12 protein-coding genes are annotated in these 13,801 nt (G+C 73.8%); 7 read left to right on the top strand and 5 right to left on the bottom strand.

From position 1 onward, the window contains the following. Positions 1–306: 306 nt before the first annotated feature. Positions 307–1,641, bottom strand: coding sequence for an MFS transporter (locus tag ACFQSB_RS00150; protein WP_380823626.1), 1,335 nt, complete (start codon positions 1,639–1,641; stop codon positions 307–309). 165 nt (positions 1,642–1,806) lie between these two features. Between ACFQSB_RS00150 and ACFQSB_RS00155 the strand changes: the two genes are divergently transcribed. Then, complete coding sequence (locus ACFQSB_RS00155) at positions 1,807–2,592, top strand: aminotransferase class IV (protein WP_380824042.1); 786 nt, start codon at positions 1,807–1,809, stop codon at positions 2,590–2,592. A gap of 21 nt (positions 2,593–2,613) precedes the next feature. Here the strand turns inward: ACFQSB_RS00155 and ACFQSB_RS00160 are convergent, their stop codons facing one another. Continuing rightward, the gene (locus tag ACFQSB_RS00160; RefSeq protein ID WP_380823627.1) at positions 2,614–3,465 is read right to left on the bottom strand and encodes a PHP domain-containing protein; all 852 of its coding nucleotides are present in this window, start codon (positions 3,463–3,465) and stop codon (positions 2,614–2,616) included. Between the two features lie 166 nt (positions 3,466–3,631). Between ACFQSB_RS00160 and ACFQSB_RS00165 the strand changes: the two genes are divergently transcribed. Beyond that, the gene (locus ACFQSB_RS00165) at positions 3,632–4,678 is read left to right on the top strand and encodes a glycoside hydrolase family 18 protein (RefSeq protein ID WP_380823628.1); all 1,047 of its coding nucleotides are present in this window, start codon (positions 3,632–3,634) and stop codon (positions 4,676–4,678) included. Between the two features lie 164 nt (positions 4,679–4,842). Here ACFQSB_RS00165 and ACFQSB_RS00170 read toward each other — a convergent pair whose 3' ends face one another. Then, complete coding sequence (locus ACFQSB_RS00170; RefSeq protein ID WP_380823629.1) at positions 4,843–5,724, bottom strand: SCO6745 family protein; 882 nt, start codon at positions 5,722–5,724, stop codon at positions 4,843–4,845. A 365-nt stretch (positions 5,725–6,089) separates the two neighbouring features. Between ACFQSB_RS00170 and ACFQSB_RS00175 the strand changes: the two genes are divergently transcribed. Beyond that, entirely contained in the window at positions 6,090–7,751 is a 1,662-nt protein-coding gene (locus tag ACFQSB_RS00175) for a serine/threonine-protein kinase (RefSeq protein ID WP_380823630.1), read from the top strand. 124 nt (positions 7,752–7,875) lie between these two features. Here ACFQSB_RS00175 and ACFQSB_RS00180 read toward each other — a convergent pair whose 3' ends face one another. Further along, the gene (locus ACFQSB_RS00180) at positions 7,876–8,175 is read right to left on the bottom strand and encodes a response regulator transcription factor (protein WP_380823631.1); all 300 of its coding nucleotides are present in this window, start codon (positions 8,173–8,175) and stop codon (positions 7,876–7,878) included. Further along, positions 8,142–8,720: a sensor histidine kinase gene (locus ACFQSB_RS00185; RefSeq protein ID WP_380823632.1), complete on the bottom strand. Its 579-nt coding sequence runs from the start codon at positions 8,718–8,720 to the stop codon at positions 8,142–8,144. Before ACFQSB_RS00185 ends, ACFQSB_RS00180 begins: the two co-directional genes overlap by 34 nt. 252 nt (positions 8,721–8,972) lie before the next feature. Here ACFQSB_RS00185 and ACFQSB_RS00190 point away from each other — a divergent pair, with 252 nt between their 5' ends. The 4 genes from ACFQSB_RS00190 (at position 8,973) to ACFQSB_RS00205 (ending at position 13,781) form a co-directional block, all read left to right on the top strand. Next, entirely contained in the window at positions 8,973–9,584 is a 612-nt protein-coding gene (locus ACFQSB_RS00190) for a dihydrofolate reductase family protein (RefSeq protein WP_380823633.1), read from the top strand. A gap of 212 nt (positions 9,585–9,796) precedes the next feature. Next, positions 9,797–10,285, top strand: coding sequence for a DUF6220 domain-containing protein (locus ACFQSB_RS00195; protein ID WP_354834308.1), 489 nt, complete (start codon positions 9,797–9,799; stop codon positions 10,283–10,285). Further along, complete coding sequence (locus tag ACFQSB_RS00200; protein WP_380823634.1) at positions 10,282–12,606, top strand: multicopper oxidase domain-containing protein; 2,325 nt, start codon at positions 10,282–10,284, stop codon at positions 12,604–12,606. Before ACFQSB_RS00195 ends, ACFQSB_RS00200 begins: the two co-directional genes overlap by 4 nt. A gap of 104 nt (positions 12,607–12,710) precedes the next feature. Continuing rightward, positions 12,711–13,781 carry a DUF3152 domain-containing protein gene (locus ACFQSB_RS00205; RefSeq protein WP_380823635.1) on the top strand — a complete coding sequence of 357 codons (1,071 nt, stop codon included), beginning with the start codon at positions 12,711–12,713 and terminating at the stop codon, positions 13,779–13,781. Positions 13,782–13,801: the final 20 nt, after the last annotated feature.

A 13,801-nucleotide genomic window follows, 5' to 3' on the forward strand; every position in this document is an offset into this window, starting at 1 on the left:
CAACGACTCCTCCGGCGTACGGTTCCGCCTCTTTCCGGGGGACTCTACCTACGATTAACGGAAGGAAACGTCACCGGCCTATCAGAGGGACGTTCGCCCTGCTAGACCCAATATAGCGGTCTAATCCAATCGACCCCGGGGGCGGGACGGCCAGAAAAGGAGCCGGCCACCGGGCAATGGTACAGACCAATTGTGCGGGCGGTTCACGGCGATTGGGCCGGGGCTCACCGGAGCACAATTGGTTTAGACCAGCAAAAGCGACGGCACGGTTCCGGCCAACATATTCCGCAGAACGGAAAATCCGCCTTACCGGACGGGCGCGTCCGCCGCCGCGACGGGCGCCCCGCGAAGGCCCGCCGCGTCGTCGCGCTCGGCCCGGTGGACGGCCGGCCCCATGGCGGAGCCGGCCACCAGGAACAGCCCGCCCAGCAGCAGCCACCCCGCCGTCCCCCACCCGAGGACGACCGTGGTCAGCAGCAACGGGCCCGCCATCCGGGCCACCGCCGTGCCACTGCCGAAGAACCCCTGGTACTGGCCCTGCCTGTCCGGCGGCGCCAGGTCGAAGGCGATCTCCCAGGCCCCCGCGGCCAGCATCATCTCCCCGAGCACCTGCAGACCGGCCGCGGCGAGCAGAACGGCGGCGGCCGCCCACGCCGAGGTCCCGGCCTGCGACAGCGCGAACGCCGCGCACGAGGCGGACATGGCGACGCCCGCGAGCCGCACCAGCCGGGACGCGCTGCGCAGGCCCGTGACGCGCCGGGCGACCCGCACCTGGAACAGCATCACGGTCAGCGTGTTGAGGACGAGCAGCGCGGCGACCGTCCAGCCCGGCGCCTGCGTCCGCCCCGCGATCCACAATGGGACGATCAGGCTGAGCAGCGGCATGTAGAGCATCATCACCATGTTGAGCAGCGCCACCACCACGTACCGCCGGTCGCGCACCACCTCCGGCACCCATCGCTCCCGGCGCCCGCTGCGCCGGCCGGCACCGGCGCTCCCGGCCACCGGAACGGCCCGGGCCGCCGAGGGCGGCACGGCGGGCAGCCGGAGCAGCACCAGCGCCGAGAGCACGAAGCTCGCCGCGTCCATGGCCAGGATCGCCAGGTACGCCTCGCGGGTGTCGAAGTGCAGCGCCACTCCGCCGACGGCCGCGCCGACGGCCAGCCCGGCGTTGACCGCCGCCTGGAGGCGGGCGCGCACCCGCGTGCGCATGGTCCTTTCCACCAGCCCGGCGAGCAGCGCCTGCCGCCCGGCGGCCAGCCCGCTCTGACAGCACGCGTAGAGGCACGCCGCCAGCAGGAAGGCCGCGTACGAGGTGACGAACAGGTACGCCGCCACGGCCGTGCCGGTGGCCAGGGCGAGCAGCGCGGCCGTGCCCCGGGGACCCCTGCGGTCGGCGAGGTGCCCGAGCGGGGCGCCGGCGAGGGCCCCGGCCGCCCAGCCGAGCGTCAGGCCGAGCCCGACCTGCGCCGGGGACAGGCCCACGACGCGGGTGAAGTACAGGGCCGAGCAGACCAGGTAGGCGCCGTCGCCGACGGCGTTGGCCAGATGGGCGAGGCGAGGACCCGCGACGGGCCGGAAGGGCTGATCACGACACCACGCTAGATGCGATGCGGACCACTCTGAAGAGCCTCTCTCCACTCGCTTTCTTGGGCCACTTCGCCGTTCCCGGCCCCTCGCCACCCGCCGCACCCTCCGGTCGCGCCGGTGGGGGATGGCGCCCGGAGGCGTCGCCGTCACGCCAGGGGCGAACAGCGCGGGGAGGGGGGCCACCGGCCCGGCGGAAGCTGCCAGGATGGCCGCATGATGGAGCTGAACGGACGTCCGGTGACCCCTGGCGAGCTCGGCTCGCTCGCGCTGTACAACTACGGGCACTTCACCACCATGCGGGTGGAGGACCTCCGCGTCCGCGGCCTGTCCCTGCATCTCGACCGGCTCCTCGGCGACTGCCGCGTCGTCCACGGCGTCGAGCTCGACCTCGACCGCGTGCGCCACCTGGCCCGCCGCGCGGCCTCCGCGGCCCCCTCGCCGGTGATCATCCGGGTCACCGTCTTCGACCCCGAACTCGACCTCGCGCACCCGGCGGCCAAGGCCCGGCCGGAGATCCTGGTCAGCACGCGCCCGGCGCCCCCCGACCGGCAGCCGCCCTCGCTCGGCGTGGCCGAGTACGAGCGCGACCTGCCGCAGGTCAAGCACTCCGGCATGTTCGGCCCGCTCTTGCAGCGGCGCTTCGCCCAGGCCGGCGGCCACGACGACGTCCTGTTCACCGACGCCCGAGCCCGGGTGAGCGAGGGGCCCACCTGGAACATCGGGTTCGTCAAGGACGGCGGCGTCGTCTGGCCGGGCGCCGACCGCCTCAACGGCGTCACCATGCGCCTGCTGGACCAGGCGCTGCGCCGCGCCGGCGTCCCGTCCGCCACCGCCGAGGTCGACACCGGCGACCTGGCCGCAATGGACGCCGCCTTCATCACCGACGCCGCCGCCGGCCCCCGCCCGGTCCGCTCCATCGAGGGTGCCGAGCTGTCCCTGGACCACCCCCTCCTCACCACCCTGCGCAGGGAGTACGCCGCCCTCCCCGCCGACCCCCTCTGACCTGCGCGAAGGGCACGGCTCTCAGGAGGGCCGGACGGGAGTGGCGCCGGTGGCGGTGGACACCAGGTCCTCGTAGACCTCGCGGCCGGTGGTGAAGGCGCCGAGGGCGATGGTCTTGTTCGTGCCGTGGTAGTCGCTCGACCCGGTGACCCGCAGGCCGAGATCGCCGGCCAGGGCGCGCACGTGCTCGCGGTCGCCGGGGGTGTGGTCGGGATGGTCGGCCTCCACGCCCCACATGCCCGCCTCGGCGAGTCGGGCGATCAGGGCGTCGGGGACGATGTGGCCGCGCCTGCCCGCCCGCGGATGCGCGAGCACCGACACCCCGCCGGCCTCGCCGACCAGGCGCACGGCGGTGAACACGTCGATGTCGGCCTTCGGCAGCCGGTAGCGGCGGCCCAGCCATTCGGGCCCGAACGCCTCGTCCACCGACCCGACCAGGCCCCGCCGCACCAGCGCCCGGGCGATGTGCGGACGGCCCACCGTGCCGCCGGCCGCCTGCCCGGCGACCTCGGCGGTCGTGACGTCGATTCCGTCGGCGTTCAGCAGCGCGACGATCTTCTCGCTGCGCAGGTCGCGTGACAGGCGCACCCGGGCCAGCTCCTCGGCCAGCGGCTGGTGCGCCGGGTCGAACAGGTAGGCCAGCAGGTGCAGCCCGACCGACGGCTCGGCGCCGTACCAGCGCCCGGACAGCTCCGCCCCCGGCACGAGGGTCAGGCCCGGCGGGACGGCCGCCGCGGCCGCCTCCCAGCCGGCCGTGGTGTCGTGGTCGGTGAGCGCGACCACGTCGAGCCCGGCGGCGGCCCGCCCCATGAGCGCGCCGGGGGCGTCGGTGCCGTCGCTGGCCGTGGAGTGCGTGTGCAGGTCGATCCGCATGGCACGAGCCTGCCAGCATCCCCGCCGCCGCGGTGACCCCCACCATGCCGTGGCGAGGCGTATGCCCATGCGGATCGCTCCGCACCCCGACGGCCTCCCGGCACCACGCGGCCTCGGTGACCCCCGCCGTGCCGTGTCGGGGCGTACGGGAGGTTGTATACAGGGCATGTCAGTACTTCACACGCGTCGCCGGTGGCGTGGCGTTCTCGCTCTGCTGTCGGTTCCGCCGCTGTTCCTCGTCGTCAGCGGGGCGTGGTTCTCGCTGCTCGGGTCGGGCGAGCCGGCGGCGCGCCCGCCGCGCCCCGCCGGGCAGGACGCCCTGTGGCTCGGCCACGCCTGGGTGGACGGGCGCAACGGGGAGCCGGAGCTGGCGGCGCTCGCCGCCCACCTTCGCGGCGGAGGCATCGGCGAGGTCTACCTGCACACCGGGCCGCTCGCCTACGACGGCACCCTCGCGCCCTCGCTGTACCCGCGCGCCGCGTGGGCGGTCGGCGCGTTGCACCGGGCCGTGCCGGGCCTGCGCGTGCACGCCTGGCTCGGCCAGCGCGTGGAGCCCGGGGAGCTCGACCTCGGCTCGCCGTCCGTGCGCGCCAACGTGGTCGAGGCGGCCGGGCAGGTGCTGGCCGCGGGCTTCGACGGCGTCCACTACAACTTCGAGCCCGTCCCGGACGGCGACCCGGGGCTGCTGGAGCTTCTCGACCGCACCCGCGCGGCCATCGCGCCCGCCCATGGCGTGCTGTCGATGTCGGTGCACCACATCGAACCGGCCCGCGGCGTCGCGCTCGTCGGCAACGCGCTGCTCGGCAGCACCAAGTGGTGGACGCCCGGTTATCTCACCCAGGTGGCCCGCCGCGTCGACCAGGTCGCGGTGATGAGCTACGACACCGCGCAGCCGACCGAGGACGCCTACGCCGGTTATGTCCGGCGGCAGACCGAGCTGGCCCTGGCGGCGGTTCCGCCCGCCACCCGGCTGCTGATGGGGTTGCCCGCCTACCACGACGACAACCTGACCCACCACGCCTCGGCCGAGACCGTGGCCGCGGCCGTGCGGGGCGTGCGCCTCGGGCTCGGCGCGAACACCAGGTCCGGCTTCGGAGTCGCCCTGTACGTCGACTTCGCCGCCACTCCCGCCGACTGGACCTCCTACCACCGCGCCTGGGAGGCACCGTCGGCGAGTATCCCCCCGACCAGCGGGCGGGCGGCAGGACCTTAGAAGGCCGGACCCGGCAGGGGCGAGAAGGGAGAGCCCGGAGCGAGGGTCCCCTCGATCAACGGGCGTGGCGCCTTCAGGGACCGTGGCGCCTTCAGGGACCGTGGCGCCTTCAGGGACCGTGGCGCCTTCAGGGACCGTGGCGCCTTCAGGGACCGTGGGGCCGTTCAGCGGGCAGGGGTGGGGACCCTGCCGATGCCGAGGGTGTTGGTGGCGGGGAGCAGGCCGGACTCCAGGGCGGCGACCAGGAGGGGCGTGGTGAGCTCGGCGAGGCGCTCGGCCTTCTCCAGGCCGAGCGCGCGCCAGGGGGCGATCGCGAGGTCGTCGGTGACGCGCTCGACGGTGTCGCGCAGCCGGTGCCCCTGCTCGGTCGCCGTGCCGTCCGGGTTCACCAGGCCGCGGGCGGCCAGACGGTCACGGGCGGCGTCCCACTCCTGAGCGGTCCACCCGCGGCTGCCGAACGTCTCGCGCGGCGCGCCGCCGATCGCGGCGAGCGACACCAGCGCCTCGCACGGGTCGAGCTCCGCGGTCAGCAGCGCGGCGACGTGCCCGTCCCCCCGGTGCTCGCGCAGGACGCCGATGGCCTGCCACAGGAGGAGGTGGGGCTCCTCGGGCCACGGCAGCGCGGCGTTGGCCGCGGCGAGCGGCCGGCCCGCGGTACCGGCCGCCTCCGCCGCCTCCCTGGCGAGCCGCGCGGCCTCGGCGAGGCCCTGGCCGCCGACCTCGCCGCCCAGCATCGCCCGGTACATCCCGTCCACGGCGCGCAGCCGCGCCTCCAGCACCTTCGCGGCCGGGGCCACGGTCCAGGCGGCGGGGACGTGCTCGGCGACCATGCGCGGGCTGAAGCTGTAGAAGGCCGCGGCGACCAGCTCGGCGGAGGCCTCCCCCAGCGGGGCGGCGCGCCAGGCGAAGTACGCGGGCCAGCGGGTGTCCACCTGGTAGCCCAGGGCCGCCGCCTCGGCCGACACCTCCGGCGCGTACCAGAACGGCGCGTGCACCGGCTCCAGCTGGTGCCACATCCGCCGCGCGAAACCGGGGTCCTGCGTCATCGTCGTCCACTCCTGTGCAAAGAGATCGAAAACCGCGAAGCCCCGCGAGAAGCCGGGGACATCCGGATCGTCACGTCAGCGCCATCACGTACGTTAGATAGCGCAGCTATCTAATGTCAATCCCTATCCTCTCACGCGGCCGCGCCCGTTCTGTGACGGGGAACGGAGATGACGGCGCAAACGGGGAGTACGCCGTCCGTCAGGCCGGAGGCATGCCCGCTCCATGGCCGCCGCCGATCGGTATCGTGGGACGCCGTGGCGGCTCAAGATCGCCTTTGCGCTGCCGGACGGCCCCGCCGGAACGGCGCGCATCATCGGCCTCGGGGGACGGACGGCCTGCCGGGCGTGACAAGGAAGGCGTTCGCGTGCTGCTGGCGGCTCGATACCGGCTTGACGAGCCTCTCGGGCGCGGAGGCATGGGCGAGGTGTGGCGGGCCACCGACGAGGTCCTTAACCGCCCCGTCGCGGTCAAGCTGCTGCTCGCGGAGGCCGTCGGCTCCTCTGCCGCCACGCGGTTCCGCCAGGAGGCACAGGCCACCGCACGGCTGAACCACGCCAACGTCGTCTCCGTCTACGACTTCGGCCAGGCCGGCGACCGGCTCTTCCTCGTCATGGAGCTGATCGAGGGACACAGTCTCGCCGGCCACCTCGCCGCCGCCGGACGGCTCGCCGTCGACGAGGTGGTCCGCATCGGGGCTCAGGCCGCCACCGGCCTGGCCGCCGCCCACCGGCTGGGCGTCGTCCACCGTGACATCAAGCCCGCCAACCTGCTGCTCACCGCGGACGGAGCGGTGAAGGTCGTCGACTTCGGCATCGCCCGGCTGGCCGACCAGGCCGCGGCGGCGCTCACCGGCACCGGGCTGATCATCGGCACGAGCGCCTACCTCGCCCCCGAACGCGCCCTCGGCCGCGACGCCGGACCGGCGTCCGACCTGTACGCGCTCGGGTGCGTGCTGTACGAGTTGCTGACCGGGCGCCCGCCCTTCCGCGCGGACGGCCCGACCGCGCTGCTGTACCAGCACGTCCAGGTGCCGCCCACGCCGCCGGGCGAAGTGCGCCGGGACGTGCCGTCCGCCTTGGACGACCTGCTGATGCGCCTGCTGGCCAAGGAGCCCGACGACCGCCCGACCGCCGACCAGGTCGCCCACCGGCTCACCGATCCGGGGCCCTCCTACACGGCCGCCCCGCCGCACCGCTCCTTCGTCGGGGCTCCGATCCCCCGTTCCTTCGCGGACGCCCCCCGGCGGCGGCACGACGTCGCGCCGGCCCTGCCGATGGCGCCGTCCGCCGCGGAGCCCTCGGGGACGCGCTTCCTGGCCTCCCTGCCGCCGGATCACGGGGGCCGCCGGACGTCGCCGATCGCCGAGGCCGGCGCCCGCCGGTCGCCGGCGGTCAAGGCGTGGCTGTCGCTCCGCCGAGGTGAACCGGCGCCCGTCGCCGCCGCCGGAGTCGCCGCGGTCATGGTCGTCGCGGCGCTCGCCTTCGCGCTCCTGCGCTCGGGCCCGGACACGGTGGCCCCGTCGGCCGCCGCCGCGTCTCCCTACGCGGACGCCCCGTCCGTTTCCGGCTCCGCGCCCTCGTCGCCATCGGAGTCGCCCTCCGCGTCGGCGTCGCCTTCCGTGTCGCTTCCCGCGTCGCCACCGCCCTCACCGCCCTCGGTGGTGGCCGTCGGCCCGCGGCGGCTGTCGGACGATCCGCGTGTGCTGCTGGCCCAGCTCGCCCAAGGGCTGAGCTGGGCGGTCGACCAGGGACGGCTCGACCCTCGCGTCGCGGAGAAGGCCCGGCACGACATCGCGGAGGCCCTCGCCAGGCTCGGCCGGGACGGTGGGCGGCACGACCACAGGGACCGGGACGATCGCGAGGCGGCCGACCGGATCCGCGGAATCCTCGGCGACCTGGCCGGCGCCGAGCGGAACGGGAAGTTCATCGCCGGACCCGCGCTGACCCGGCTGCTCACTCACCTGTCACAACTCGCCGGCGCCGATCACCGCCGGCCCGGCGACCACGACGACCACGACGACCACTAGGAACCGGCCGCCGAAGAGGCGGCCACGCCGGTCGCCGGCGTCGTCCACCCGAGCCGCCGCTCGGCCGACACGCCGAGACCCGCGGGCGAGAGGCCGTGACCTGCCGCGACGGCGAGCAGCCGTCTCACACCGTCGCCCGGCGAGGGGTCACCAGACCGGTCTCGTAGGCGAAGGCGACCGCCTGCGCGCGGCTGGAGAGGCCGAGTTTGGTCATCGTGCGGTTGAGGTGGGTCTTCACGGTCGCCTCGCTGACGCACAGGCGGCCGGCGATCTCGGTATTGGACAGCGCGTGCCCGACCAGCTCGAGGACCTCCGCCTCGCGGGCGGTGAGGGCGGCCAGGTCGCGGGAGGGGGGCGCGGTGACGTCCGCGCGGCGCGTGTAGGTCTCGATCAGGCGCCGGGTGACGCTGGGCGCGAAGAGCATCTCTCCGGCCGCGACGGTGTGGATCGCGGTGAGCAGGCGCTCGGGCGGGGTGTCCTTGAGCAGGAAGCCCGACGCGCCGGCCCGCAGGGCTTGACGCCTTCTCGCATGCCGATCAAGCCGTGGCCTTTCTCGCAGTCGGGAGCGGCCGCCCTCTCGCTCCCGCCGCCGTCGTCGGTGACGCGGATCTCCAGTTCCGCGGGGCGGTACAGGAGGGACACCCCGGCCCGCGCGGGCCCGGCGTGCTTGAGCACGTTGGTGAGCGATTCCTGGACGACCCGGTAGGCGCACAGGTCGACACCGGGCGCCAGCGGCCGCGCGGCGCCGGTGACCGTCACCTCCACCGCCACCCCCGCAGAACGCACCCGCTCGACCAGCTGCCCGAGCTGGTCGAGACCCGGCGCCGGGTCGTAGCTCACCCCATCGCCCTCGTCCTCGGGTTCGATGCGCAGGACCGACAGCAGCCGCCTCATCTCGCCCATGACCTCGCTGCCGGTCTGTGCGATGGCCCCCGGCCGCCACCCGGTGTACGGCGATCTCAATCGCATGCGGGATGACCTCTTTGTCTGACCTCCGTAACGTCCTGCGGTAACGCCGGCGGGACGCCGTCGGCCATTTTGGGTTGTTTGCGGCTCTCCGAAGGACCGACAATGTCTATGTTCTTGAAGAGATTAGTTTTCGGTAGCGACGTATCGGGCAGTAGATGGGTGGCGGTCGAAGGGATCGGCGCATCACCTTCGGCCTAGAACTTCAGAGCACGCGATGGATCGCCCGGGGATCCGACCGAAAGGACATGACAGATGAGGAAGCTGGTCGTGAGCACCTTCGTCACGCTCGACGGGATCATGCAGGCTCCCGGCGGCCCCGGCGAGGACGACAGCAATGGCTTCGCGCACGGCGGATGGACCGTGAACTACTGGGACGAGCAGCTGGCCGCATTCATGGACGAGACCATGTCCACGCCGTTCGATCTCGTCCTCGGACGCAAGACCTATGACCTCTTCGCCTCGTATTGGCCGAACGCCCCGGAGGAGGCCGGCGCCAAGCGCCTGAACGACGCCACCAAGTACGTCGCGTCGCGGAGTCGTCCCACGCTGGAGTGGAACAACTCGGTGCTGATCAAGGGAGACGTGGCCGAAGGCGTCGCGGCGCTGAAGAAGGAGGACGGACCCGAGCTGCAGGTGCACGGCAGCGGCGACCTGCTGCGGACGCTGCTGCGCCACGACCTCGTCGACCGGTACCGCCTGCTGATCTTCCCCGTGGTCCTCGGGTCGGGCAAGCGGCTGTTCTCCGAAGGCGCCGTTCCCTCGGGACTGAAGCTCGTCGACAGGGAGGTCTCCACCACCGGCGTCCTCATGAACACCTACGAATCGGCCGGCGAGGTCGTCACAGGGTCCTTCGATCAGGACTGACCGCTTCCGCGAAGCGCCACAGCGGGCCCCCTGGCCGGGCGTTCTCGACCGGGACGCCCGCTCGGCGAGGAGGCGGACGGTCCCGGGGGCAGGCCCGGCGGGTCCGCGTACTCCCTAGGTAGTACGTGACGTGTCGCTGGAGGGGGGACGACGTGGAGCGGCGCGTGCAACAGCATCGGTCACTACCGACCGAGCCATGAAGGGAGCACGCGATGCGCAGAATCTACGCAGCGCTTGCCGCACTGCTGTTGATCGCCGTACTGGCACAGTTCTACTTCGCCGCAGTGGGCGCGTTCGCCAGACCACAGGACGACGGCTCCTTCGCGCTGCACAGCATCACCGGCATGATGATCATTCCGGTCCTGTCGCTGCTGGTCACCATCGCCGCCGCCGCTTCCCGCGCCCCTGGGCGGCAGATCGCGACGGCCCTGCTGCCGTTCGGCCTGGTGATCGTCCAGGTTCTGATCGTCGTGCTCGGCCGCGTGCTGAACGACAGTGCGGACAACACGACCCCCGCCGGGCTCGCCATCATGGGCCTGCATGGGATCAACGCCATGGCGGTCATGGGAGCCGCCGGCATGGTGTTGCGCAACGCCCGCAAGCTCGCCGGTTCTCCGCGCGGCTCGCAGGCCGCCGACGGCGCTCCCATGGCGCGGACCTCCGGCTCTCTGGGCGGCGAGTCCGCGGCACGGTCCTCGTGAGCGTTGAAGGGCTCATGGCGCTCGACCTGCTCGCCGGGGTGCTCGCCGCGGTGGCGTGGCTGGGCGCGGGCGCGGCGGCGGCCACCCGCCGTATCCGGGTGGCCGCCGGTCTGTTCGTTCTGGCGGTGCTGGCGTCGCTGGCCCGGGGCGGGATCGTCCTGGCGCTCGCCGGCGCCGGCTGGTGGTTCGTCCAGGAGAAGCTCACCCTGACGCTGCCGCTGCTGGCGGTCGGCGTGATCGCCGCCGCCGTGCTCGCCGCTCCGTCCCTTGCCAGAGCAGCCCTGCGAGCCGGTCGGGGCGCACCCGGCCTCTCGGAGGCCGCCCGCACCGAGTCGACGGCGACGGTACCGCACGCCACGGGGGCGCAGGCGGTCGAGAACCCGGCGGCCGGGCCGGGAACGGCCGCCGGCACGGGACCGGCGTCCGAGACACGGGCAAGTGCCAAGGCAGGACGGGATGCCGTACCCGGTGCGGCGGCGTTGACCAGGCCCGGGACGGTGACGGCGCTGTTCGGGGCCGGGTACGCGGCGGCGGCCGGGCCGGTGGTCACGTTGCTGATGGGGTACCCGGCGACGTGGAGCACCGCGGTGATCACCGTGGTCCTCGTGGCCGCGGCGGTACTGACCACCCAGCGGTTGCTGGCCCCCGGCACGCGCGTCCACGGGACGCGGGCCGCCGTGGCGGCGACCGTCGTGGCCGGGCTGATCGGTGGAGGGCTCGCGTTCCTGCCGGCCGACGACGTCGACACCGGCCGTGGCCCGGCCGCCGCCTCCTCGGGCACCATGCCGGCATCGAACGGGCACGCCGCCATGCCGATGTCAGGTGGACATGCCGCCATGCCGATGCCGGCTGGACATGCCGCGATGCCGGTGACCGGTGGTCGATTCGGAGCGGGGCACCCGGCAGGAGCGCATGCGGCCGGTGCCGCGGGGTACGACCGGCCGGTGACCGCGCTGCGCGGACCCGCCGCGCCCGCGCCGGGCGGCACGGTGCGCCGGTACGAGCTCACGGCGCGCACGGCCACGGTCACCCTGTCGTCGGGGCGCAAGGTGGCCGCGTGGACGTTCAACGGGACCGTCCCCGGTCCGCCGATCACCGCCACCGAGGGCGACCTGGTCGAGGTGCGCCTGCGCAACGCCGACATCGCCGCCGGGGTGACCCTGCACTGGCACGGCTATGACGTGCCCGCCGGCGAGGACGGGGTCCCCGGCCTGACGCAGGACGGCGTGCGGCCCGGACAGGAGTTCGTGTACCGGTTCCGCGCCCTCCAGGTCGGCACGTACTGGTACCACACCCACGAAGTGTCCGACAAAGGGGTGAAGATGGGCCTGTACGGCGCGCTGGTGGTGACACGGCGTGGACCGGCGCCGCCGGGCGCCGACCTCACCCTGCCGGTGCACACCTTCGCCGGCCGGACCGTGCTCGGCGACCACGACCGGCCGATCGAGCGGCGCGTCGCGCCCGGCACGGCCGTCCGGCTGCGGCTGGTCAACACCGACAACACTCCGCACCGGTTCACGCTCGCGGGCGCCCGGTACAGGGTGGTCGCCGTGGACGGCTCGGATCTGCACACCCCAGGCGAGGTGGACCGGGTGGGACTGCGCCTGCCCGCGGGCGGCCGCTATGACCTCGCCTTCACGCTCGCGGCGGGCGCGCCGGTCACGCTCGCCGTGGACGACCGCGTGGCCGGCCTGCGCCTCACCCCCGACCCCACGGCCCCCGCGGCCGGCGCCACACCCGGCTCGTCCACGGACCCCACGAACGAGGGGGACACGAGCGGCGAGACGGGTGAAGACGGGCCGGGCACGGTGACGGTTCCGGACACTCGGGGGTGGCCCGAGTTGGACCTGACGCGGTACGGGTCGCCGGCCGGGCCGCTTCCGTACAGCGGCTCCACCCGGTTCGACCGGGACTTCACCATGGTCCTCGACCAGGGGCTGGCCGTGTCGGAAGGCCGCCCTCTGTACGCGCACACAGTGAACGGGCGCGCGTTCCCCTCGGTGCCGACCCAACAGGTACGGGATGGCGATCTGGTCCGGATGACGGTGGTGAACCGGGGACGGGAGACCCACCCCTGGCATCTGCACGGCCATCGCGTGCTGGTCCTCGCCCGGGACGGCCGCGCGCCGACCGGCACCCCGCTGTGGCTGGACACCTTCGACGTGCGCCCGGGCGAGGTGTGGCAGGTGGCCTTCCGCGCCTCGAATCCGGGCGTGTGGATGAACCACTGCCACAACCTGAGCCACGCGGATCAGGGCATGATGCTCATGCTGGACTATGAGGGCGTCACCACGCCCTTCCACGGCGCGCACGGCGGGTGATCGGGCCGTTCGCCACCAGAGTGGCCTAAGGTGATCAATGAGGCGATCGGTACTAGGCTTCGCCCTCGATGTCCGGAAATATCACGCCTCGCATTCTTCGTCGGTTGAAGCCCGGGACCCTGCTCATGGCGTTGCCGATCACTGCCATCTGCCTGCTCAGCGGATACGTGTTCCTGCTCGCCGCCGGCCATGACGCGAAGGCGGTCGCGGGACGGGACAGGACGGCTCGCGCCGCGGTCGCGGCCCCCTCGGCCTCGGCGGCGGGCCCTCCGGGCTCGGTCACGGCCCCCTCCGCCCCGGGTACGCCCCCATCGGCCCCTTCGGCCGCCGTGACGCCCGGTGCGCCGGCGGGGACGGCGAGCCCACCGTCCGCCGTGGCCCCGCCTCCCAGCCCCACGTCCGCCGCGTCCGGCTCCGGCGACGGCCCGGACGCGGGCCCGGACGCGCGCTCGGACTCAGGCTCGGCGGGGCGGGCGGAGACCGTCCGGGTCCCGTACTCGGCGAAGGGGCGGTACAAGGTCGTCAAGGGGGTCGCCGAGCCGCCGGAGGGAACCCGCGGCAAAGTGGTCCGCTACCTCGTCGAGGTCGAGCGCGGGCTGCCGTTCGACGCCGAGGACTTCGCCGCCATGGTGCACCGGACGCTCAACGACCCGCGCAGCTGGGGCCGGGGACGCATGCGGTTCGAGCGGGTCGACCACGGCCCGGTGCGCTTCCGCGTGGCGCTGTCCAGCCCCGCGCTCACCAACGTACGGTGCCGTCCCCTGCAGACGTTCGGCGAGCTGTCGTGCTGGAACGGCAGGCGCTCGGTCATCAACGCCAAGCGGTGGGGCGCGGCGATTCCCGGCTACCACGGCGACCTGGTCGCCTACCGGCAGTACGTGATCAACCATGAGGTCGGCCACGCCCTCGGCCACGCGCACCAGCGGTGCCCCGCCCCCGGCGGGCTCGCGCCGGTGATGACGCAGCAGACCAAGTCCCTGCAGGGCTGCCGCCCGAACGCCTGGCCCTTCCCACGCTCCAAGGGCGGCTCCGGCGGCGCGAAGCACCACGACGAGCGCAGGCACCGTGCCCCCAAGGGGGACACTCCGGATCGGCGCTCTAAGGGGAACTCCCCCGACGACGACCGGCCCCGCGCGGGCGAGCCCGGCCACCCCGGCCCCGGCCGGGACTCCTGACGCCGGCTGCGAGCAGGACT

Source organism: Sphaerisporangium rhizosphaerae (genome assembly GCF_042665155.1).
Lineage (GTDB): Bacteria > Actinomycetota > Actinomycetes > Streptosporangiales > Streptosporangiaceae > Sphaerisporangium > Sphaerisporangium rhizosphaerae.